We start from the raw sequence: 21,638 nt of genomic DNA on the forward strand, positions 1-21,638 counted from the left end.
GGCGTTACTTCGCTCGGATGCGCCCCAAGATGTCCCCTCGCGCGAACTCACCTCCCTCGGGAACGAGCACGTCGACCACCTCGCCGGTCGCCGGCGCGAGAACGTCGACGCTCACCTTCTCGATTTGGATTTCGGCGATGGTGTTCCCTTCTTCCACACGGCCTCCCTCGCGGATGAACCAGTTGGAAACGACCGCTTCTTCGACGTCCTCAGCGTCCGCGGGCCACACGTCGGCGGAGTCGACGTCGACCGTCTCCCCGCTCATCCTTGTACGTCTCGAACCGCCTCGGCGATGTCGTCCACGCCGGGGTTGACTTCCCGTTCGAGCGGCCGGGCGTACGGGATCGGCACGTCGGGAGTGGTGACCCGCCGAACGCCTTCCAATTCGTTGAGGGCGCACTCGGTCGCTTGGGCGATGATCTCGCCGGAGACGCCGAACGAGCGGTAGTCCTCGTCGACGACGACCAGTCGCCCAGTTTTCTGCACCGACGCCTCGACGGTGTCGGTGTCGAGTGGCACGAGCGTCCGTAAGTCCACGACCTCCGCGTCGATTCCCTCCTCGGCCAGTTCCTCCGCGGCCGCGAGCGCCCGGTGGACGTGCAGGCCGAGCGTGACGATGGTAACGTCGTCACCCTCGCGTTTCAAGTCGGCGTCGCCGAACTCGACGGTGTAGTCGTCCTCGGGAACCGGCGTTTTCGGCCCCTCGGGTGCGGGCATCCAACCGATGCCCATCAGTCGCTTGTGGAACAGATAGACCACAGGGTCGTCGTCGCGGATGGCCGCGTGCATCAGTCCTTTGGCGTCGTAGGCGGTCGACGGGACGACCACCTTCATGCCCGGAAGGTGGGCGAAGGTTCCGTACAGCGTCTGCGAGTGCTGGGCGGCGTCGTTGTACGTGCCGCCGACGGCCGTCATGAGAACCATCGGGACGTTGACCGCGCCGCCGCTCATGTACGTGTTCTTCGCCATCTGGTTGTAGATCTGATCCATGCAGACGCCGAAGAAGTCGACGAACATGAGTTCGGCAATCGGACGCATTCCGGCCTGCGCGGCGCCGACGGCTGCGCCGATGAAACTCGTCTCGCTTATCGGCACGTCCATCACGCGGTCGCGGCTGAACTCCTCCAACAGGCCGTCGGTGCTGTCGAAGATGCCCCCGTAATCGGCGACGTCCTCGCCCATGACGAACACGTCGTCGCTCGCCTCCATCTCCGCCGCGATTGCCTCGACCATCGCCCGGCTCATCGTGAGTTCGCGCCCGGTCGCCTCCTGCGCTTGCGCCATCAGTCGTCACCCCCCGAGGGCGTCGTCGCTGATCTCCGCGGCCAGTTCTCCGGCGGATTCGCGAACACGTCCTCGTACGCCGCGTCGGGGTGGGGTTCGGGCTGTTCTTTGGCCCACTCGATGGCGTCGTCCACGCGTTCCTCGGCGCGCTCGCGGATTGCATCGAGGTCGTCCGCGACGTCCCGCTCCCGAAGGTCGTCCGCCAGACGCTCGATGGAATCGAGACGCTGAGCGCGTTCGGAGTCCTCCTCCGGACGGTAGCCCTCGGCGTCGCCCATGAAGTGACCCATCCGGCGGTGTACCTGCACTTCGAGCAGCGTCGGGCCGTTGCCGGTGCGGGCGCGTCCGACGGCGTCCGCCGCGGTCTCGTACACCGCAACGGCGTCGTCGTAGTCTACTCGCACGCCCGGAAGGTCGAACCCGTCGGCGCGTTGTGCACCGTTCTCGACGTCCGTCACCCGCTCTTTGGGCATGCTGATCGCCCAGTCGTTGTCTTCGACGACGAACACGACCGGTAGGTCGTGGACGCTCGCTAGGTTGAGCGATTCGAGAAATCCGCCCTGACTGACGGCACCCTCGCCGAGGAAGGCCACCGCCACGTCGTCGCTGGCGCGCTTTTTCGCCGCGAGCGCGGCTCCAACCGCTGGCGGACACCCTTCCGCGATGATGCCCGAACACGCGAAGTTCACGTCCGGGTCGAACAGGTGCATGTGACCGCCCTTTCCCTTGCAGAGTCCGGTCTCACGCCCGAAAATCTCGGCGGTCATGCGCTTTAGATCGACCCCTTTTGCGATGGCGACGTGATGCGGTCGGTGCGGCGCGGTGACGGTATCCTCATCTCGGAGATGGGCGCACACTCCCGCCGCAGACGCCTCCTGTCCGGCGGCGAGGTGGAGTTCGCCAGGTATCGGTCCGGCGGAGATGTCGAACGCGGGCTGTTTCCCTTCCAGATACTCCTCCTGTAAGCGTTCCTCGTAGTACCGCGCGGTCACCATCTGCTCGTACATTTCCTGTAATTGGTTAACACTGGGCATGCTCTCCCTCGCAATCGTGTACCACGACCGTACTCATAAACATGAACCCTCGTGAAAACGACGCCGAGCGAAAAAACGGACTCAAACCCGTATACGGTGGACTTGCGTTCTTCGTAATGTCGATGAGGAGAGTAGTACGCCAGCATGGAAAGGTAATTAAACAAACTTAATTTCCAACACAAAAGATTTAACAAATGATCTTGAAATCTATCTATGGTTCCTCGCCCTCTCACACGCCGCACCGCCCTCGCGCTCGCTGGAAGTACTCTCTTCACGGGGTGTCTGGCGTCGACACGGGAAAACACCCAGCCGACGTCGACGGACACCACGAAAAAACCCGCCTCCGAGACGTCGTGGCCGCAGATCGGTCGAAATCCGAATCACAGCGGAAACAACCCGGCGGTTCCGGCGACCCGCTCGGAGATGCGGTGGAAGGTCGAGAAAGAAGGGCCGTTCACCACGCCGACGGTCGTCAACGACCGCGTCTACGTAACTCGCGGAAAGCCGACCGATGGCGCGCCCATTGCGACGCTCGAAGCCTACGACCTCGAAAGTGGAAAACGAGCGTGGGCGATCTCGCTCGACACGACGTTCGTCTTCCACGCACCTCTCTCCGACCTTCGGCCGATCTACCACGAGGGAAATCTCTACTTTAACGTTAACGAGCGGTTCGTCGCCATCGACGCCGATACGCGGGAGCAGCTCTGGAAAACGTCGGAGTTCGGCGGCTTCATCAACGACCCGCCGGTGGTCACGAACGATGCGATCTACGGTGCCGGACGGGAGGGACTCGCCTGTTTCGATCACGACGGAAACGAGCGGTGGTCGTTCACCCCGAGCGGCCGAATGGGAGATGCGAGCCTTCCGGCGGTGCTCGACGACACCGTCTACACCACGGCGAACGAGAGTCTCATCGCACTCGACGCCGCGACCGGCGACGAGAAGTGGCGCAAACAGACTGGCGGGTACTTCTCGTCCGTGATAGCGACCGAGACCGAACTCGTACAGATGGGGCACGAACGGGTGCGCGCGTTCGAACCGGATGGAATGAACCGCTGGCAGGCACCCGGCGCGCCGAAAGGTGGTATCCGACCGGCGGTCGATGATAGCACCGTGTACGCCGCGGATTTACACGGAAACGTCGTGGCACTCGAACTGGACACCGGCGAAACTCGGTGGAAACGGGAGCTTCCGGAGCGGGAGTGGGCGCAGGGAACGATACCGACCGTGACCGACGGGGCGGTGAACCTCCTTCGATCGAACGCGGAGACCGTGACCGTGTATTCGCTGAATGCGAAGGACGGGAAGATGAAGTGGAGCGTCTCGAAGTCCGGGAATCGCGGTCGGGGCCCGATTCCGGCCAACGATACTGTCGTGTTCACCTCGGAGTACACCCCGCCGAGCCAACGCGAGTCGAAAACCGTCTCGGAAGGGTTGGACACGACGAGTCGACTCTGGGCGTTCGACGTCTGACCGAGAACACGAGGAGAGGACGACCGTCGTGTCTCGGCGGCGTCCTTCTCGTTGTACCCGTTTAATCAGCGACCGAGTTCCGACGGCGGGTGATGTGTTGCGGTCGCAGTTCCACGATTCGGAACGGACAGTTCGTAACGCCGACAACGTTATTCGCGACGACGTCCGACATTCAATGAGTGGAGGAGTTCGATGGGAATCATCGCTCAGGTCGAACTACCGGCAAAGGAGTTCGCACTGGGAGCAACCCTTGAAAAGGCATCGCACGTCGAATTCGATATTGAGCGGGTCGTCGCACACAGCTCCGACCACGTCTTCCCGCTCGTGTGGGCGATCGGGGACGACCTCGAACCGATAGAGAACTTGTTACGCGAGGATCCGGACGTCAACGACTTCGAACTCCTCGCCGAGCTCGAGGATCGAAGGTTGTACCAGATGGATTGGGTGGCACACATCCGACTTATCGTTCGCATCGTCGTCGAAGAAGAGGCGACGATACTCGATGTTCACGGGAAAGATGAACGATGGAAGCTTCGTATCCTGTTTTCGGATCACGACGCGCTTCCCCGTACTCGTGAATTCTGCGAACAAAACGGCATCCCGTTCGACATGAAGGCAGTGTACGGAGTAAGCCAAGGGCGGCAGCGACTGTTCGGTCTCACGCAAGAACAGTACGAGGCGCTCGTTGCGGCGACCGAACAAGGATACTACGATATTCCACGAGCAATCGATACTGATTCTCTCGCCGCCGAACTCGACATCACGTCTCAGGCGCTTTCGGAGCGCCTCCGCCGCGGTCAACGAAGCCTCAACATGAACGCGCTCGGGATCGAACGCGATGGGGCCACTAGCCGGGACGAGTGACCGGATCGACGGTACCGTTCGCGGATTTATCTGCTCCCGCTTGACGACAGCAAGGTGATGGAACGCGGTTTCGTTCTATTCAGGGTTGATCGTTCACCGCGTGCTTGGTACAGCAAGCAACTAACGTATCGTCCCGTAGGGGCAAGCGGCCGAGAACGGGACGAACCGCTCGGACGATCCCCCCGTCGGCCGCTCTACTGGCAGATTAGCGTCCGATTCGAACGCTCCCCATTTTGAGTTCCGTAATCTTCGACCGATTGCCCCCGCGAATCGCCGATGTGGATCGTCGATTCTTTGATACTGAAAGCCTTGGCCTGTTGACCCCTCGAGACGCATCCCCCGTATGAACCGAACGATCGACGGCAGTGTTGACGAGCGAGCCGAATCCGAACGACAACGAGTCGACCGAGATGACGCAGCCCCCGCGATACAGACAACACGGCTGTGCGAGCGACTGCTGTTGCCGCTGGCCGGTGAATCGGACGCCGAGAGAACCTGCAGAGCGTTGCAACCGCACATCGAGGAAAGAGATTCCCGGCTTTTTGCCGTTCACGTCATCGAGCAAACCGAAGGATATCCTGACAAAGCACCGTATGACATTCGGCGAGAACAAGCGGACGCGACCTTCGGCATCGTCCACGAGTACTTCGCTGGTACTACCCATCGCGTATCGACCGAAGTGCGGTACGGATCGAGCATCGTCGATGAAATCTTGGCTGCTGCCGATGCTGTCGACGCGACGGCAATCGGTTTCACGCCACGACCGGGACGGCGTTGGATGCGGCTCCTCGCCGGAGACCTTACGCACAAACTCGTAACGACCAGTCGTCGACCGGTCATCACGTTTCCACCCCCGAACAACCGAACGTAATCATGACCTCCGCTTCACCCCCTTCAGCGGTGACCATCCTCGTCCTCGGGGGCTCCTCCACAGGCGTGGCCGTCGTGGAGCGCGTTCTCCGAACCCACGATAACGTCCTGTTCTTCGACCCGACCCCCGACGCCGTCGAGGAAGCCGCCGATCTCGGCGCAACCGCCGAGGTCGTCGAGATAACAGATCCGAAAGCGTTGGAAGCGGCCTTCGCCGACGTGGGCGCGGTCGAACTCGCCCTTGTCGCCGTCGAGAGTGATCAAACGGCGCTCCTCGTCAGTCAACTCGCGAAGACGAAGGGCGATGCCAGAACGGTGATCGTCCTCATGCACGATCACCGACATCGGGAAGCGTTCGAGGCCGCGGAGATGATTCCCGTCTGTGCGACGACTGCGCTCGCAGACGCCGTCGCCGCAACATCCTCCCTCACCCTGCTGTGTAATCCCGACCTGACGGTTGAGCGAACCGAATCGACGGAGGCGGCCCCTCCCTCGCGGCCGCGGAGACGAGTATAACTATGACAGGTGAAGTAATTGAGCCGCTCGGCCATCACGAACTGCTGTTGGTATTCGTGCAGTTGTTTCTGTTGCTCGTCACGGCCCGCATACTCGGTGAACTGGCGATGCGTATCGACCTCCCGGCCGTCATCGGCGAACTTCTTGCTGGAATCCTCTTAGGGCCGTCGCTACTCGGTGCTGTCGCACCGGGGGTGTTCAGTGCCGTCTTTCCGACCGACCCAGCCCAGTTCCACTTGCTTGAGATAATCTCGTGGCTCGGGCTGACGATGCTGCTCATCCTGACCGGATTGGAGACCGACGTCCGTCTCATCGCTCGCGAGGCGCGAGCTGCGGCGTTGGTCTCCCTCACCGGTATCGCCGTACCGTTCGCGTTCGGATTCGGGATCGCGCTCGTGCTTCCCCAGACGTTCCTCGCGGGATCCGGTGACAGGCTCGTGTTCAGCCTCTTCGTCGCAACCGCGTTGAGCATCTCTGCACTTCCCGTTATCGCCAAGGTGTTGATGGATATGGACGTCATCCGCCGGGACATCAGCCAACTAACGCTCGCCGCAGGGATGATCAACGATACGCTGGGGTGGATACTTCTCGCAGTAGTCGCGGGACTGGCGCGAAGCGGCGTGCTCGATTTTGGCGTGGTCGCCGAGACGGTCGTCGCGTTACTCGCGGTGCTCGGGCTGGCGTTCACGGTCGGCCAGCGCGCTGCCGCGCGGTTGGTTCGATTCGTCGATACCGCCGTCGGTGGCGAAGCGGCGAAGTTGAGCGTCCTGATGGCGCTCGCGTTCGGCGTCGGTGCGGTGACGCACGCGCTCGGGCTGGAGGCGGTTCTCGGTGCGTTTCTCGTCGGCGTGCTGTTCAGCCGGATCAAGCGCTTCGACAGAGCGACCGAACACACGTTCGAAGTCGTCACACTCGGCGTGTTCGCGCCGATTTTCTTCGGCATCGCGGGCCTCCGCGTCGACCTCACGGCGATGCTCGACCCTGTCGTGGCGATAGCGGGCGCCGCCGTGCTCGCCGTCGCCGTCGCCGGAAAGTTCGTCGGCTCGTACGTCGGCGCCCGGTTGGCAGGTCTGTCGACGTGGGAGGGTGTTACCATGGGCGCCGGTCTCAACGCTCGCGGCGCGATGGAAATCATCGTCGCGACGATCGGACTCGGCGTGGGGGTACTCACAGTCGAGATGTACTCCATCATCGTGATGGTCGCGCTCGTCACGTCCATCATGGCACCGCCGCTGCTCCGATGGGCGTTCGACCACGTCGAAGTGAGCGACTCCGAACGCGAACGATTGGAGCGGGAGCAACGACAGGCACACAGTTTCGTCGAAAACATCCACCGGATTCTGCTCCCGACGCGGTGTTCCGTCGACACACAGTACGCGGCACAACTGCTCCGATATCTCATCCGAGATCGCGAGATCGAAGTCACGAATATGTACGTCGGCGACGATGAACACAGACGCTCGACCTCGACACTGGCGCGTCTTCGATACGGAGTTCGGGCGCGACTTACGTCCGACGGAAACGAAACGATCGCGGACGGGGGTTTGAGTGCGAAAACCGCGACTGACACCACGGTCGATGAGGACGCCAACCGATGCCTCGATCTGATTCGGTTCCACGAAAATCCGCCCCGTGACCGACGAGTACGGGACATCGTGCACCCGATCGAGGGGGGCGTCACGGGAACCGTCCTCTCCGAAGCCGAACGGGGATACGACCTCCTCGTCATCGGGACGGCCGACCGACCCCGTGGCACCGCCGCCGAGCCGTTGTTCTCGACCGATATCGACCATATCATCCAGGAAGCGTCCTGTCCGATCATGGTGGTCACCGCTGGCTTCGACGGCGAGTCTCAGACGACGGTCAGGGACGACCCCGAACTCGATCGCATTCTGCTGCCCACGGTCGGTACCGAGTACAGTCGTCACGCTGCGGAAATTGCATTCACGATCGCCCGAAATCGAAACGCGCTGGTCGAAATCGTCCACATCGTAGAACGCTCCGACGAACTCACCGCGGCGAACGATGACGGGACGATCGAAATCGGCGAAAAAATCGTCGATCGTGAGGCTGACTTAGGACGCGAGTTGGGCGCCCAAGTTCGCACCCGAGTGCTCGTCAGCGACCGTGCGCCAGAGACCGAGATCCTCTCCCTCGCGGCCGAGAACGACGACGATCTCATCATCCTCGGGAGCAATCTCCGGCCGCTTTCCGGTCGCGCCTTCTTCGGCCACCGGGTAGAACACATCGTCCAGCATGCCGACCGTCCGGTTGCAGTCCTGGTCTCGGCCTGAGTTCCCAGGCAGGTGGAGACTCGAACGCGTCGCCTCGTTCCTCCGGACGAGGTTGGGCGTCGTTCGGCGTCGTCCTCGTCGTGGCGGATTGAACCACCCGCCCGCGAGCGCGCCCGTGATCGCCCCGCTCGGAAGTGCACTCGCTGATATGCTCTACGCTGGGACCGTTGCCACGTACCTCCGACGAGTCGGTACAGAACGGTAGAATTTCGTCGGAAACGGGACGCCCCGTTCTCACTTCCCGGACGAGTATTCGATGGTGACCGTTTTGACTGCGTAGATGTCGTCCCAGTCGCTATCCCTGTCCATCAGCAACACCATGATTTCGACCTCGCCGTTCTCGACGTTCGCCTTCTCAAGCGCTTTGGGGTGAACGTCGATGGTGTACTCGCCGTTCTTCTTCTGGCTCACGTTCAACCGCTCGCCGAGTGTTCCGTTGGTGTAACTGAACCGCGACCCGTTGTCGAGCGAGCCGTCGATGTAGACGAGGAAATACGGCTCGCCCACCACGTCGCCGTGGTCCGCAGGATCGACGTTCTCCATCTGGGTGTCGGCGGTGACCTGCAGGTCGAAATCAGAATAACCGCCGCCGCTCGCTTCGGTCTTGTCCACGAACGAGATGCTCTTGATGCGGTCACGCTCCTCCGACTCCATCTTGTTCTGGAGTGGCGTGTTCGGAGGCGTCGGTTCCGACCACGACTCTGTCGCGGTGGTCGTCGTTCCGCCGGTCGTGGTGGCCATCGCGCTCGTGGTCGACGTACTCGTGGCCGCGGTCGTAGTCGTGCTGGCTGTCGTCGTCGTGGCTGTGGTCGACGTAGCTGTCGATGTAGTCGTGCTGGCTGTCGTCGTGGCTGTGGTCGACGTAGCTGTCGATGTAGTCGTGTGAGTCTGGCTAGTCGTTTGATTGGTGTCACCGCCGAGCGATGCACAACCCGACAACACCAAACAAACGACGAGCAGGATTGATAGGCTTGTTCTCGTCATTGAATTACAGACGACCTCAAACGAAAGTCTACGGACCGCACCAATAAATCCGCAGTATTCGTTGTTTTGTGGTCACTAATCAAAAGATAATACAAGAGTTCGGAAATAGAGATGGTTAGAATTTCAGGGATGTAACTTACTCACCAGCGACCCGGGTGTGATTAGCAACCGATTCCGCACGAGAAATATATTCGCCCCGGTCACAATCGCGTACTTGATGGATTACTCCCCGGGGGGTACGAGATTTTCTCACCGTCCGCATCGCCGTAACACGCAACATATTAATCAGAATGATTGTCGAACAAATAATACCGGCCATCGGTTTTAATTATTGGTTCAGTAAGTTATTACGGGATGCAGAGAGACAATAACAAGCATGGTATTGAATCGAATCTTCTCCCGCGGCGGGACTTTCTGGCGGCGGCCGGCGCGGCGACGGTGGGCATATCCCCGACGATCACCGAAGCGAACCGGACGCCGGTAGCCACCGCGACGACCGACGTCGAATCGACGCAGGGAATCACCTCGCCGAACGGGACGGTACGTGTGACGTTCGAATTGAGGGACGGTCAGCCGCGATACTCGCTGTCGTTCGAGGGAGCGACGCTGGTCGAACCGTCGCCGCTTGGATTCGAATTCCGCGACGCCGACTCGCTCGATGACGGCTTCGAGATAGCCGGCGTTCGACGTCGAGAGGAGAACACTACTTGGGAACCCGTTTGGGGTGAGACCGCAGAGGTGCGGAATCGGTACCGCGAACTCGTCGTCGGACTCGTTGAATCGGCATCGCCGTCTCGGTCGCTCACCCTCATCTTCAGGGCGTACGACGATGGTGCAGCCTTCCGGTACGTTCTGCCCGAGCAGGAGAATTTCGGGGACTTCATCATCACCGACGAGAAGACCGGCTTTCGATTTGCCGGGGACTACACGTCGTGGTGGACCCCCGACAATTGGGAGAACTACGAGTACCTGTACGAAGAAACGCCGCTGTCGGAGATATCGACCTCGTCCTCGGTCGGGCTGTCGGACGTCGACGCCGCGAACACCCCCGTCACGATGAAGGTCGACGACGAACGGTACATGTGTGTCCACGAGGCGGCGTTAACCGACTATGCCGCGATGACGCTCGCGCGAGACGGCGACCACGCGACCCGCTTCGAGAGCGCGCTCGTTCCGTGGCCCGACGGGGCGAAGGTAAAAGCCGAGACGCCCCACGCCTCGCCGTGGCGGACGTTCACGCTCGGGTCGACGCCGGGCGACCTCGTCGAGTCGAAGCTCGTCCTCAACCTCAACGAACCCAACGAGATAGAGGATACATCCTGGATCGACCCGGGCAAATACGTGGGCATCTGGTGGGAGATCCATATCGGCAAGTCGACGTGGGCGTCCGGCCCGGACGTGGGTGCGACGACCGCGAACGCCAAACGCTACATCGACTTCGCCAGCGAACACGGTATCGAGAGCCTCTTAGTCGAGGGGTGGAACGTCGGGTGGGATGGCGGCTTCGACGCGTGGAGTAACCCGCCGTACTTGTTCGATTTCACGGAGTCGATAGCGCAGTACGACCTCGAAGAGGTGGTCGAGTACGGCCGGAGCAAAGACCCGAGCGTCGGTATCACCATTCACAACGAGACCGGCGGTGGCGTCGGGAATTACATCGAGCAACTGGAGGAAGCGTATCAGTATTACGAGGAGCTCGGCATTCACTCGGCGAAACTCGGCTACGTGAGCGAGGATGGGCTGCTCATCGACGGGACGGTTTACCATCACCACGGCCAGCGAATGGTGAATCACTATCGGTGGGTGACGAAGAAGGCGGCCGAACACGAGATAATGCTCGACGTCCACGAACCGATCAAACCGACGGGCGTTCGCCGAACGTGGCCGAACTTGCTGACCCGCGAGGGTGCGAGCGGCCTCGAATACGAGAACTTCCGACCGCAGGGGAACCCGCCGTCACACACGCTCGTGCTCCCGTTCACGCGGTTGATCGGCGGGCCGTTCGATTACACCCCCGGCATCTTCGACGTCACCTACGAGGAGTACGGTGAGACGCGGGTTCACAGCACTCGCGCGCGACAGCTCGCGCTGTATCCCATCATCTTCTCGGGACTCCAGATGGTCGCCGACCTCCCAGAAAAGTACGACGACCTCACCGAGTTCGAGTTCATCGAGAACGTTCCGGCGACGTGGGACGAGACGACCGTCGTCCAGGGAAAGATCGGCCGGTATCTCACCATCGCCCGGCGCAAGGGCGAGGAGTGGTATGTCGGGAGCGGCACGGACGACCGGCCGCGGAGGCTCAACGTTCCGCTCGATTTCCTCGACGACGGTCGCCCGTACGTCGCCACCATCTACTCCGACGGCGAGGACGCCGACTTCGAAACGAACCCTACCTCGGTGGCGATAGACGAGGTTATCGTGACGTCCGAAGAGACGCTCGTCGCTTCGATGGTCGAAGGCGGCGGTCAGGCAATCCGGCTCAGACCGGCGAAGGGCGAACAACGAGCCATCCGACGGTACGAGCCCCCGACGTACTCCCACGACACGTTCACGATTCAAGACGAGGTGACGGCGAGCGATCCCGTCGTGGCGACCATCGAGGCGACGAACGAGGGCAACGTCGTCGGGGGCGAAGAACTCCACCTCTTCGTCGATGGAGAACCCGTCGAGACGCGTCTAGCTCGCGTCCCCGGCGGCGGTGAGGAGCAGATCGACTTCCCCGTCACCGTCACCGAAGTCGGCGAACACGAGGTGGCCGTCGGCCACGCGCCGGGCGACGTTATCGCCTCTGAGACGGTCGAGGTGACGCCGAAATCCGCCGAGTTCGGGTGGCTCGCCTTCGACGGCTTCGACGCTCCCGAAACCGCGACCACGGGAGAACCCATCGAAATCGCTGGAACGGTGACGAACACCGGAGGCGACGAGACGATACAGATACTCAAACTGACCGTCGACGGGCGGGTGGTTGCGACGAAGAAGGTCGACCTCGAACCCGACGAGGGTGCGACCGTAACGTTCGAACACGCGTTCGAAAGCGGCGGGACGTTCGAACTCGCCCTCGAAGGCCTCGGGCCCTGGTCGATCACGGTAACTCCCGGCAGCGAGGAGTTCGATTCCGAACTCGGGTGATCGTCGTCAGCGCATCTCCGTCCCGTTTCGCCGGTCCTGGGGAGCACCCTTGGTTTCGACGAGTGCAGTACCGACGTCCGGTGGATCCCTCGGTCACGTCTTTGCTGCAACGAGAACCGGGTTCGAGACGGTCGTGCCGTGCGACGGGCCGGGAACTTATTCCTCCCCGCCGAGTACACTGAGTGACGATGGTCAGTCCCAGGAGGCGACACCGGTGACGCAGAAACGAGTCCCGTCGTTGGTGGCTTCGTTATCGCTCGACGAGAAACTCCGACTGCTTCACGGCGCGACGAATCCCGACGGCTCGTCGGTCGGCTATGTCCCGCCGGTTCCGCGGGTCGGAGTCCCCGCACTCCGCATGGTGGACGGGCCGATGGGCATTCGTGCAATCGGAGGTTCGGCGACGGCGTTTCCGGCATCCGTCGCGCTCGCAGCGTCGTGGAATCCCCGACTCGCGCGCGAACAGGGCGCATCGATGGCCCGAGAAGCGCGGGCACACGGACAGAACGTCCTGCTCGGGCCGGGGATGAACATCATCCGCGTTCCGCACTGCGGGCGGAACTTCGAGTACTACAGCGAAGATCCGTACTTGTCCGCGCGGTTCGCCGCGGCGTCCGTCGACGGGATTCAATCCGAGGACGTCATCGCGACGGCCAAACACTACGTCGCCAACAATCAGGAAACGAACCGCTATCGGGTGAGCGCAGCCGTTACCGAGCGGGCGCTGCGGGAGATATACCTCCCGGCGTTCCGCGCCGCGGTCGAAGAAGCGGACGTTGGAGCCGTGATGACCGCGTACAACCGGGTCAACGGGACGCACATGAGCGACCACCGAACCCTCCTGCGCGACATGCTGAAAGACGAGTTCGGCTTCGACGGATTCGTCATGTCCGACTGGTGGGGAACCGAGAGTTCGGTCGGCGCTGCTCGCGCCGGTCTCGACGTGGAGATGCCGGGAATCCCGTTCGAAGAACGGGTTCTAGCCGAACGGCTTCCGGAGGAGGTAGACCCGTCGACGATCGACTTCCCCGATACGCTGCCGGACATGCACGAGGGCGGACTGTTCGGTGAACCGCTCCGCGAAGCCGTCGAGGCCGGCGCGGTCGACGAGGCCGTCATCGACGAGAAGGTTCGCCGAATCCTCGAAACGATGGCGCGATTCGAACTTCTCGATACCGACCCCGACGAAGAACGGCGGGGCGGCGAACTCGACACGCCCGAGCATCGTCAGCTTGCACGACGCATCGCTATCGAAGGGACTGTGTTGTTGAAAAACGAGGGCGTGCTTCCGCTGGACGAGACCGCCGCCATCGCAATCGTCGGTCCGAACGCCGACGCCACCAAACTCGGCGGTGGAGGTTCCTCGGAGGTCACACCGTTTCGCCGGACGACGCCCGTCGACGGACTGCGCGAGCGCGCGACCGAGTGTCGGTTCGAACGGGGAGTTCCGCCCATCACGGAATCCTCGCTGTTCGACGCGTTCGGCACCGAAGACCGGGTGGATGAATCGCCCGCCGACACCGTCGACACTGCCGACGCCGACGACGTGAGCCTCGATGCCGCCGTCGAAGCGGCCGACGGGGCTGACTGTGTGGTGGTCGTCGTGCAGGACGACACGACCGAAAGCGAAGACCGCGACGACCTCCGTCTCCCCGGTCAGCAGGACGAACTCGTCAGGGCGGTCGCCGACGCGGCCGAACGAAGCGTCGTCGTCCTTCGAACCGGGGGCCCGGTCGAACTCCCGTGGATCGACGACGTGGACGCGGTGCTCGAAACGTGGTACGCCGGACAGGCCGAAGGCGAGGCGCTCGCGGCGGTTCTCTACGGCGACGCCGACCCGGGCGGTCGGCTCCCGTTCACGTTCGGGCGTCGCGCGGACGATTACCCGACGACCGCTCCGGAACGGTTCCCCGGAACGAACGACGGGGTCGACTACGCCGAAGGCGTCTTCGTCGGCTACCGGTACTTCGACCGGGAGGACGCCGCTCCGCTGTTCCCCTTCGGCCACGGCCACTCGTACGCGTCGTTCGAGTACGGCGAGTCGGCCGTCGAACGCGACGGCGACGAGGTGACGGTGACCGTCCCCGTTCGCAACGTCGGGACTCGTCCCGGAAAGGAAGTCGTCCAAGTGTACGTCCACGACGAAGACCCTCCCGTCCCCCGTCCGCCGCGTGAACTGAAGGGCTTCGAGACGGTGCGTCTCGATCCCGAAGAACGACGACGCGTCTCGGTGACGCTCGACCGCGACGCGTTCGCGTACTACGACGAGGACGAGGGCTGGGTCGTTTCGGAGCGACGGTTCACGCTTCTCGTCGGTCGATCCGCACGGGAGATACGCGACCGGGTTTCGGTGACGATTGAGTGACCGAATCGTTCCGCTAGGTACGAGCCCTTTCGCAATTCCGGTCGTTGGACGAGACGATGTCCGGTGAACGTTGAATGTCGAATCGACTCGCGGTGAAATGATAGGGCCACTACGATTGCGTGCTAATTCTAACCACAGTTTTACAAGTAGTGAGTAAGAATAACGAATTGTCGGTCGATAGCAAGTCCGGCGTTCGGTCGCTCGGTGCCGAGTCGGACGTGTTGTCCAGCGTGGAGGCAAGACGTATGAATGCACCACGCTCGATTGCAATTACGACCGCTGGCCGCGTCGTGCCGTCATCGTGGGCCCTGACCGAGTGGCCCAGCTCGCTACCACCGACGCGGCCAGTTCTCGCCCGCAGTGTGGTTCCGTTTTCGTTGGCCTTCAAAAAGGGTGAGCAGCGCCTACACTCAGCTGTACTCCGCCGAACGGAGCGGTAGCGCGTCCCAAGTGATTTCGGCTGGCAGTCCCAACTCTCAACCATGGACGACGAGGACGAACCGACGCCGTCGGTCGACGAGTTCGTCGAGTACTGCCGGACGCAGGCTGGTCTCCTGTCGGGGAGCGTCGCGACGATGGCCACGGAAGCCGACGCACTGCTGGACGACATCGACGAGAAGACGACGGAGATTCGTCGACGTCTTGAAAACCACACGGACGGTGTCGAGGGAACCGCAACACCATCACTGGACGACCGAGACGAAACCGAGGTCGACGTCGCGGCGCTAGAGGAACTGGAGGCGGACCTCGAAGCGAAGCAGACGCTCGTCGAAGCCAAACAGACGCGGATATCCGCCTTTCAGGAGCTGGCCGCCGGTTACACCGACCTCGTCGAGGAGCTTCAGTCGGACGTGGACGACGGTCGAAAGGCGATGAAACGAGTCGTCGAATTCGAATCGCAGCACGACGCACCGGCCTACTTCGACGACCGCCAGACGGTGTACGAGGCCGCCGCCTCGTCGGATACCGACTCTCCGTAGTTGCCGTTTCGATTATCCCGCCAGTGGCGGTTTCGATAACGCTGTTCGAGATGGGTGCGGTAACAAAAATCGGACGAGCCCTCAGGTCGGGGGACGAATGCGAAAACCTTCCGGGTCCGAGAGGGGATAAATCGGGTCTCGCTGAACATCGACGGAGCAGGCCGATGAGTATAACTGGACAATATTACGAATCAGTCTGTCTCGTCAGTCATTCTCTCGGGACGGCGGCGCGCTGGGAACGTTTCGCGGTCGCCTATTCCGTTCTCGTCGCTTCCGCGAGATGGTGGCGGGCGGTTACGAGCGGTCGGTGACCGGAACCGGGTTAGAGCAACGGTCCGTCGGCGGGAGCGAAGATCCATGGGTGGTTCGAAGGTCGCTCGTAACCGCCACGAGAGTGGTTTCCGCGAAATGTGCCTAATAGTTTTGACCGACCTCTCAAAACCGAACGGAACCGTCCGCGGACGGAATCCTTTGCGTTACTACGGTGCCGGGTGACTCGGAATCGGTCGACAACGGACCGGCAATGCGATCGATGAGCCGCCGGACGCCGCTCTCTCTTGGACTACTCGTTGCCGACCAGCGACCGGAGATGCGCGCGGTTCTGTTCAAACTCTCGTATCTCGGTCGGTAATTCGTCGGGGCCGAACCACGCGATATCCGCGATCTCGCCGTGCGTTTCGAGTTCGTCTCCCGCGAGCTCGTCGCCGTCGGTTCGTCGGGCGGCGAAACCTATCACAGGAATCGGCAACGTCTCCGGCACGCCCAGCGAGAGTTCCATCACTTTGACGAACAGCGCTCCGGTGATGTCACACGTCACCCCGGTCTCCTCCAGCGTCTCCCGGCGGGCGTTTCGCCCGGTTCTCCCGCTCCCCCGTCGTCTCCCACTCGCCGCGAACCGAACTGGAGACGCACAGGAAGCGGCCAGCGTCGTCGGTAACGGTGGCACCGGCCGCGTAGGGATAGAACTCGTCGTAGAACTTCGTGGCGCTCTCCGGAAACGTCTCCGCCTGGTGCGGTAACGGTGAAACGGTAACCGGATCCAATCGAGTTACGTCTTCCCAGCGGCGCCCGACATCCAGAAGAATCTCCTCTGCACGCTCTCGAACGGCTGCACGCACCGCGACACGGCGTTCACTAGCCATACGATAATATTCACGACATATCGGTTGATGGTATCTCTTTTGATATCGGACTAGAATGTTCGGGGGTACCGCTGCGTTCTTACGCTAGCGGAGATTCGGCAGATCCGTAACTACCGACGAATCCGAAGCGAAGAGCGGTCTTCGCGGCACCGCAGACCGTCACGCGGTCACGACGAGTCCCGCGCCACCTCCAGCGACGCGAAGAAACCGAAGTACGCGACGACGCCGGCGAACAATGACAGGTGGTACGCCCACGTCGGCCCCTGTAACAGGTCGAAGAGGGCGGAAACGACCGCTACCCAGGCGACGGCGAACGCGAGGTCGACGACCATACCGGATCGATGCTCGCGGACGTGGTCGAGGAGGGTTCCGACGAGGGGCACGCTACTCGTCCTCCCGTTCGTCCACCACCGAGACCGACCGGTGGGTCGACCGTAGCACGCGCTCGGTGACGCTCCGGTCCGCCGGACCGAGGATCCGTTCGTACACGTTAGTCGTCCCCCGGCATCCGACCTCCGTCGGTCGAGACGACGTCCTCGGCGCTTTGTTGTTGCCCCATCGGTTCGGGGCTGTGACACTGCCGGACGATGCGCTTGATTCGCTCGGGCGGTTCGTCGGTCACCAGCGAGACGCCGATGGTGACGGCGAATACGATGGGCGTTCCGGCGAGTGCGGCCCCGACTGCGGGGAAGACCTCGGCGTAAGCCGGCACAAGCGGGCCGGCTTCGGTGGCGAGGATGAGTTCGTTGAGGACGGCGGCCGTCCAGATGACGAGTCCGGTCGTCATCCCGGCGAGGGCACCTTGACGGTTGGCGTTCTCCCACCAGAGACCGAGGAAGAACATCGGGAATAGCACGAGACCGGCCAGCGAGAAGGCGAGCGCGACCAGTTCGCCGACCAGCGCCGGCGGGTCGAGTGCGGTGACCGTCACGATAGCACCCAGCGCGATGATGGTGATGCGACCGACGACGAGCTGTTGACGTTGGGTAGCGTCGGGGTTGACGATGTTCGTGTAGATGTCGTGGGCGGCGGCCGACGAGGCGGCGATGAACAGTCCGGCCGTGGTTGCGATGGCCGCGGCGATACCGCCCGCCGCGACGAGGCCGACGAACCACGTCGGGAGGTTCGCGAGTTGCGCCGCGAGGACGACGATGACGTCGCCTTCCGCCCCGCTCATACCGTTGGCTCCATACACGGGCCCGACTTTGTTCGCGTAGAGGTCGGTTCCGAACGCCGCGAACGCGGGGGCGCTCAGGTACAACAGACAGATGAAAAACAGGCCCCAGACGGTCGACCAACGGGCGGTTCGCTCGCTCTTGACCGTGTAGAACCGCACCAGTACGTGCGGAAGCCCGCAGGTGCCGACGATGAGCGAGAACGCCGTCGCGATCCACAGGTAGTAGCTACTGCCTTGGAAGGGCGCGGTGAACTCCGAATCGAGCGAACTCAACAGTGCTCCGTACTCGATCTGCGGCAGGAACGTCGAGTAGCCTTGGGTGAAGCCGACGGCGTAGAGGCCCGCCAAGAACGCCACGATGAGGATGACGTACTGGACGGCCATGTTCTTCGTCGCGCCGAGCATTCCGGAGAGCGCCAGATAACCGACGGTGATACCCATCATGAGGATGACCATGGTGGCGTAGTCGCCGCCGAAGACGTACAGGCCGACCAGTCCCATCCCGCGGGCCTGTCCGACCGAGTAGACGAATCCGATGAGGATCGTCGTCAGCGCCCCGATAGCGCGCGCCGTGTCGGAGTTGAATCGGTCGCCGACGAAGTCGGGTGCGGTGTACTTTCCGAACCGTCGCATCTGCGCGGCCATGAAGATGAGCAGGACAAAATAACCCGTCGACCAGCCGACCACGAACGCCAGACCGTAGTAGCCCGACAGCGCGATGAGCGCGGCCATGCCGAGATACGACGCGGCCGACATCCAGTTCGACCCGATTGCCATCCCGTTCTCGACGTTTCCGATAGAACGACCGGCGACCCACAGTCCCTCCGTGTCCGCGACGCGGAACGCGTACCCGATTCCCAAGAACAACAGTAACATCCCCGAGATCATGATCGCCGGGATGATCTTGAACGAGGCGTTGAGCGCGTCCGGAAGAAGCTGCAGCGGTGTGAACGTCATCGCTCGACCCCTCCGTCGGTCGAGACCGTCTCGGCGTCGGGCGCCGATTGCTTGGTCGTATGATCGATACCGTACTTCTCGTCCAATTGGTCACGCTTGCGCGCGTAGACGAACGAGAGGACGAGTGCCCCCAGCGGAGAGCCGATCGCGGTCAGGAAGTAGTGCAGCGGGAAGTCGAGGATGGTGACGCTCGTCATGAAGTCGGTCGCGACGAACGTCGCCGTCACGGGGCCGAAGATGAGTATCGCCCACGCGATGAACATCGTCCAAACTATCTTGAGGTGATCCCGCATGAAGGGGGTCGTCGGTTTGAAGATGTTGATTCGAGCATCGAGGTAATCGACGGATTCTCGACCGGTTGCGACGCCGCCGTCCGTCTCGATGTCGGTGGTTGCCTCTTCGTCTCGCGTATCGTTGTTTGACATTGGTAATCGTTGATCTCCGTCCGTTTCGAGTCTGTTCAGTCGTCTCCCGACGTCGCTATTTCGCGGACGACGTCGGGGTTCCGAAGGGTCGAGGTGTCGCCCAGTTCTTCGCCGTTGGCGATGTCCTCCAGTAGCCGACGCATGATTTTCCCGGAGCGCGTCTTCGGCAGTTCGGGCGTGAAGATGACCTCCTCGGGGCGGGCGATGGGGCCGATCGCGTCCTCGACGCCCTCGACGATACGTGAACGGAGTTCTTCGTCGCCGTCGTAACCCTCCTCGGTGATGACGTAGGCGTAGACGGCTTCGCCTTTCACCTCGTGGCGACCGCCGACGACGGCGGCTTCAGCGACGCCCTCGACGCCGACGATGGCGGACTCTATCTCCATCGTGCCGAGGCGGTGACCTGAGACGTTGAGCACGTCGTCCACGCGCCCGAGAACGGTGATGTAGCCGTCGTCGTCTATCTTCGCACCATCTTCGGGGAAGTACACCCAGTCATCCGGGTCGTCGCTCTCGGTGTCCGAGTACTCGGCCCAGTATTCGGAGACGAAGCGGTCGTCGTTGTCGTAGAGCGTTCTCAGCATCCCCGGCCACGGCTTGTCGACCGTGAGATATCCGGCCTTTCCGCGGTCGACTTCGTTTCCGTTGGTGTCGACCACGCGGATATCGACTCCTGGGAGCGGCGGGCCAGCAGAGCCGGGTTTCATCGTTCCGATTCCCGGGAGGGTGGTGACCATCATGCCGCCGGTTTCGGTCTGCCACCACGTGTCCACGATAGGACAGGATTCGTCGCCGATATGTTTGTAGTACCACTTCCACGCTCGCGGGTTGATGGGTTCGCCCACGGTTCCGAGCAGGCGGAGCGAGGAGAGGTCGTGCTGTTCGGGGTGCTCGCTCCCCCACTTCATGAACGCGCGAATCGCCGTCGGTGCGGTGTAGAGTTGCTCGACGCCGTACTCTTCGACGATTTCCCAGAGGCGGTCTTTCTCGGGGTAGTCCGGCGTCCCCTCGTACATCACGCTGGTCGTTCCAAGCGCCAGAGGCCCGTAGACGATGTACGAGTGACCCGTGATCCAGCCGATGTCCGCCGAACACCAGTACGTGTCCTCCGGCTTGATATCCAAGACTGCCCGCGAAGTCCAGGACGCCCACGAGAGGTACCCCGCGGTAGTGTGTTTGACGCCTTTCGGCTCGCCGGTCGTTCCCGAGGTGTACATTAAAAAGAGCATATCCTCAGCGTCGCGTTCGACCGGGTCGACCTCCGCACCGTCCTGTTCGGCGACGAGGTCGGCGTAGTCGTGCTCGCCGTTCTCCATCGGGTGGTCGTACTCGTTGCCTAGTCGGTCGACGACCACGACGCCCTCCACGTCGTGGTCGACCTGCGAGAGACCCTCGTCGGCTTTCTCCTTGTGCTGGAGCGGGTCGCCGCGCCGGTAGTAGCCGTCGCAGGTGACGAGGTACTCCGAGGCGGCCGCGTTCATCCGAGTCGCCAACGCGTCCGCCGAAAACCCGGCGAAGACGACGCTGTGTGGAGCGCCGATTCGCGCGCAGGCGAGCATGGCGATGGGTAGCTCCGGCACCATCGGCATGTAGAGTGTGACGATGTCGTCCTCGCCGACGCCCAACTCGCGCAAGGACGCCGCGAACTCGTTTACCTCGCGGTGGAGTTCCTCGTAGGTGTACGTGCGGTTGTCCTCGTCAACCGGTTCGCCGACCCACTCGATGGCGGTTTCGTCGCCGCGCTCGTCCAAGTGGCGGTCGAGGCAGTTGTGCGAGGCGTTGAGCGATCCGTCCGTGAACCACTCGTAGAACGGTGGGTTCGAATCGTCGAGGATCGTTTCGTAATCGCTCTCCCAGTCGAGCAGGCGACCCGCTCGCTTCCAACACTCCGGCCAGTTCTCCTCGAACTCCTCGTAGATGTTTTCGTCCGTGACGTTTGCCTGCTCGACGAACGACTCGGGGGGTTCGAACCGCTCTCGATCCTCCAGACGCGCCTCGAGTTCGATGGTGTCTCCTTCGGTCATGCGCCAGGTTCACAACCCTCATTTTTCTATATAAGTGGTGGAGCTAACTATACTAAATGCCTCTATCCGCATCGTAGCGGCGTCAGAACTGAGGTTTTGTGATTCCGGCGGTGTCGG

Annotated in this window: 19 protein-coding genes; 9 read left to right on the top strand and 10 right to left on the bottom strand. The window is 62.3% G+C overall.

Annotated features, from left to right (window positions below; translation table 11 throughout):
* Window positions 1–4 precede the first annotated feature (4 nt).
* From LIW51_RS25190 to LIW51_RS25200, 3 genes are read right to left on the bottom strand one after another with little or no spacing between them, the layout of a single operon-like run.
* The gene (locus tag LIW51_RS25190) at window positions 5–265 is read right to left on the bottom strand and encodes a biotin/lipoyl-containing protein (protein WP_227378876.1); all 261 of its coding nucleotides are present in this window, start codon (window positions 263–265) and stop codon (window positions 5–7) included.
* Window positions 262–1,284 carry an alpha-ketoacid dehydrogenase subunit beta gene (locus LIW51_RS25195; protein WP_227378877.1) on the bottom strand — a complete coding sequence of 341 codons (1,023 nt, stop codon included), beginning with the start codon at window positions 1,282–1,284 and terminating at the stop codon, window positions 262–264. Before LIW51_RS25195 ends, LIW51_RS25190 begins: the two co-directional genes overlap by 4 nt.
* The gene (locus LIW51_RS25200) at window positions 1,284–2,291 is read right to left on the bottom strand and encodes a thiamine pyrophosphate-dependent dehydrogenase E1 component subunit alpha (protein ID WP_227379001.1); all 1,008 of its coding nucleotides are present in this window, start codon (window positions 2,289–2,291) and stop codon (window positions 1,284–1,286) included. Before LIW51_RS25200 ends, LIW51_RS25195 begins: the two co-directional genes overlap by 1 nt.
* A gap of 240 nt (window positions 2,292–2,531) precedes the next feature.
* On the opposite strand from LIW51_RS25200, the gene LIW51_RS25205 reads away from it, so the two are divergent.
* The 5 genes from LIW51_RS25205 to LIW51_RS25225 all read left to right on the top strand — a co-directional run bounded on the left by LIW51_RS25205 (window position 2,532) and on the right by LIW51_RS25225 (window position 8,335).
* Complete coding sequence (locus tag LIW51_RS25205) at window positions 2,532–3,791, top strand: outer membrane protein assembly factor BamB family protein (protein WP_227378878.1); 1,260 nt, start codon at window positions 2,532–2,534, stop codon at window positions 3,789–3,791.
* Window positions 3,792–3,983: 192 nt separating this feature from the next.
* Window positions 3,984–4,655, top strand: coding sequence for a helix-turn-helix domain-containing protein (locus LIW51_RS25210; RefSeq protein ID WP_227378879.1), 672 nt, complete (start codon window positions 3,984–3,986; stop codon window positions 4,653–4,655).
* A gap of 343 nt (window positions 4,656–4,998) precedes the next feature.
* A complete protein-coding gene (locus LIW51_RS25215; protein WP_227378880.1) occupies window positions 4,999–5,526 on the top strand; it encodes a universal stress protein in 528 nt (175 codons plus the stop codon).
* Between the two features lie 2 nt (window positions 5,527–5,528).
* On the top strand, window positions 5,529–6,041 hold the full coding sequence (locus tag LIW51_RS25220) for an NAD-binding protein (RefSeq protein WP_227378881.1): 513 nt from the start codon (window positions 5,529–5,531) through the stop codon (window positions 6,039–6,041).
* A 2-nt stretch (window positions 6,042–6,043) separates the two neighbouring features.
* Window positions 6,044–8,335 carry a cation:proton antiporter domain-containing protein gene (locus LIW51_RS25225; RefSeq protein ID WP_227378882.1) on the top strand — a complete coding sequence of 764 codons (2,292 nt, stop codon included), beginning with the start codon at window positions 6,044–6,046 and terminating at the stop codon, window positions 8,333–8,335.
* Between the two features lie 234 nt (window positions 8,336–8,569).
* Here LIW51_RS25225 and LIW51_RS25230 read toward each other — a convergent pair whose 3' ends face one another.
* On the bottom strand, window positions 8,570–9,076 hold the full coding sequence (locus tag LIW51_RS25230) for a hypothetical protein (protein WP_227378883.1): 507 nt from the start codon (window positions 9,074–9,076) through the stop codon (window positions 8,570–8,572).
* Between LIW51_RS25230 and LIW51_RS25235 the strand changes: the two genes are divergently transcribed.
* The 4 genes from LIW51_RS25235 to LIW51_RS25250 all read left to right on the top strand — a co-directional run bounded on the left by LIW51_RS25235 (window position 9,069) and on the right by LIW51_RS25250 (window position 15,796).
* Window positions 9,069–9,221 (top strand): hypothetical protein, encoded by a 153-nt coding sequence (locus tag LIW51_RS25235; protein ID WP_227378884.1) that lies wholly within the window; start codon window positions 9,069–9,071, stop codon window positions 9,219–9,221. The genes LIW51_RS25230 and LIW51_RS25235 overlap by 8 nt on opposite strands.
* 452 nt (window positions 9,222–9,673) lie before the next feature.
* On the top strand, window positions 9,674–12,451 hold the full coding sequence (locus tag LIW51_RS25240; protein WP_227378885.1) for a glycoside hydrolase family 97 N-terminal domain-containing protein: 2,778 nt from the start codon (window positions 9,674–9,676) through the stop codon (window positions 12,449–12,451).
* Window positions 12,452–12,665: 214 nt separating this feature from the next.
* Window positions 12,666–14,816: a beta-glucosidase gene (locus LIW51_RS25245; protein WP_227379002.1), complete on the top strand. Its 2,151-nt coding sequence runs from the start codon at window positions 12,666–12,668 to the stop codon at window positions 14,814–14,816.
* Window positions 14,817–15,298: 482 nt separating this feature from the next.
* Window positions 15,299–15,796, top strand: a complete 498-nt coding sequence (locus LIW51_RS25250; protein WP_227378886.1) for a hypothetical protein — start codon at window positions 15,299–15,301, stop codon at window positions 15,794–15,796.
* A 562-nt stretch (window positions 15,797–16,358) separates the two neighbouring features.
* Here LIW51_RS25250 and LIW51_RS25255 read toward each other — a convergent pair.
* From LIW51_RS25255 to acs, 6 genes are all read right to left on the bottom strand, one after another.
* Entirely contained in the window at window positions 16,359–16,613 is a 255-nt protein-coding gene (locus tag LIW51_RS25255; RefSeq protein ID WP_255767578.1) for a hypothetical protein, read from the bottom strand.
* Window positions 16,603–16,938, bottom strand: a complete 336-nt coding sequence (locus LIW51_RS25260; protein ID WP_227378887.1) for a hypothetical protein — start codon at window positions 16,936–16,938, stop codon at window positions 16,603–16,605. Before LIW51_RS25260 ends, LIW51_RS25255 begins: the two co-directional genes overlap by 11 nt.
* Window positions 16,939–17,105: 167 nt before the next feature.
* A complete protein-coding gene (locus tag LIW51_RS25265) occupies window positions 17,106–17,270 on the bottom strand; it encodes a DUF8119 family protein (RefSeq protein ID WP_497007405.1) in 165 nt (54 codons plus the stop codon).
* Window positions 17,271–17,428: 158 nt separating this feature from the next.
* Complete coding sequence (locus tag LIW51_RS25270) at window positions 17,429–19,072, bottom strand: VC_2705 family sodium/solute symporter (RefSeq protein WP_227378889.1); 1,644 nt, start codon at window positions 19,070–19,072, stop codon at window positions 17,429–17,431.
* Window positions 19,069–19,497 (bottom strand): DUF4212 domain-containing protein, encoded by a 429-nt coding sequence (locus tag LIW51_RS25275; protein WP_227378890.1) that lies wholly within the window; start codon window positions 19,495–19,497, stop codon window positions 19,069–19,071. The genes LIW51_RS25270 and LIW51_RS25275 overlap by 4 nt, the downstream gene beginning before the upstream one ends.
* A gap of 35 nt (window positions 19,498–19,532) precedes the next feature.
* Entirely contained in the window at window positions 19,533–21,521 is a 1,989-nt protein-coding gene (gene acs / locus LIW51_RS25280) for an acetate--CoA ligase (protein WP_227378891.1), read from the bottom strand.
* Window positions 21,522–21,638: the final 117 nt, after the last annotated feature.

The sequence above is a fragment of the Haladaptatus halobius genome (assembly GCF_020618475.1).
Lineage (GTDB): Archaea > Halobacteriota > Halobacteria > Halobacteriales > Haladaptataceae > Haladaptatus > Haladaptatus halobius.

Bases quoted from the DNA above. Each gene is read 5' to 3' on its own strand.
- LIW51_RS25190 (WP_227378876.1), bottom strand. From the start codon at position 265: ATGAGCGGGGAGACGGTCGACGTCGACTCCGCCGACGTGTGGCCCGCG.
- LIW51_RS25195 (WP_227378877.1), bottom strand. From the start codon at position 1,284: ATGGCGCAAGCGCAGGAGGCGACCGGGCGCGAACTCACGATGAGCCGG.
- LIW51_RS25200 (WP_227379001.1), bottom strand. From the start codon at position 2,291: ATGTACGAGCAGATGGTGACCGCGCGGTACTACGAGGAACGCTTACAG.
- LIW51_RS25205 (WP_227378878.1), top strand. From the start codon at position 2,532: ATGGTTCCTCGCCCTCTCACACGCCGCACCGCCCTCGCGCTCGCTGGA.
- LIW51_RS25210 (WP_227378879.1), top strand. From the start codon at position 3,984: ATGGGAATCATCGCTCAGGTCGAACTACCGGCAAAGGAGTTCGCACTG.
- LIW51_RS25215 (WP_227378880.1), top strand. From the start codon at position 4,999: ATGAACCGAACGATCGACGGCAGTGTTGACGAGCGAGCCGAATCCGAA.
- LIW51_RS25220 (WP_227378881.1), top strand. From the start codon at position 5,529: ATGACCTCCGCTTCACCCCCTTCAGCGGTGACCATCCTCGTCCTCGGG.
- LIW51_RS25225 (WP_227378882.1), top strand. From the start codon at position 6,044: ATGACAGGTGAAGTAATTGAGCCGCTCGGCCATCACGAACTGCTGTTG.
- LIW51_RS25230 (WP_227378883.1), bottom strand. From the start codon at position 9,076: ATGGCCACCACGACCGGCGGAACGACGACCACCGCGACAGAGTCGTGG.
- LIW51_RS25240 (WP_227378885.1), top strand. From the start codon at position 9,674: ATGCAGAGAGACAATAACAAGCATGGTATTGAATCGAATCTTCTCCCG.
- LIW51_RS25250 (WP_227378886.1), top strand. From the start codon at position 15,299: ATGGACGACGAGGACGAACCGACGCCGTCGGTCGACGAGTTCGTCGAG.
- LIW51_RS25260 (WP_227378887.1), bottom strand. From the start codon at position 16,938: ATGGCTAGTGAACGCCGTGTCGCGGTGCGTGCAGCCGTTCGAGAGCGT.
- LIW51_RS25265 (WP_497007405.1), bottom strand. From the start codon at position 17,270: ATGGTCGTCGACCTCGCGTTCGCCGTCGCCTGGGTAGCGGTCGTTTCC.
- LIW51_RS25270 (WP_227378889.1), bottom strand. From the start codon at position 19,072: ATGACGTTCACACCGCTGCAGCTTCTTCCGGACGCGCTCAACGCCTCG.
- LIW51_RS25275 (WP_227378890.1), bottom strand. From the start codon at position 19,497: ATGTCAAACAACGATACGCGAGACGAAGAGGCAACCACCGACATCGAG.
- acs (WP_227378891.1), bottom strand. From the start codon at position 21,521: ATGACCGAAGGAGACACCATCGAACTCGAGGCGCGTCTGGAGGATCGA.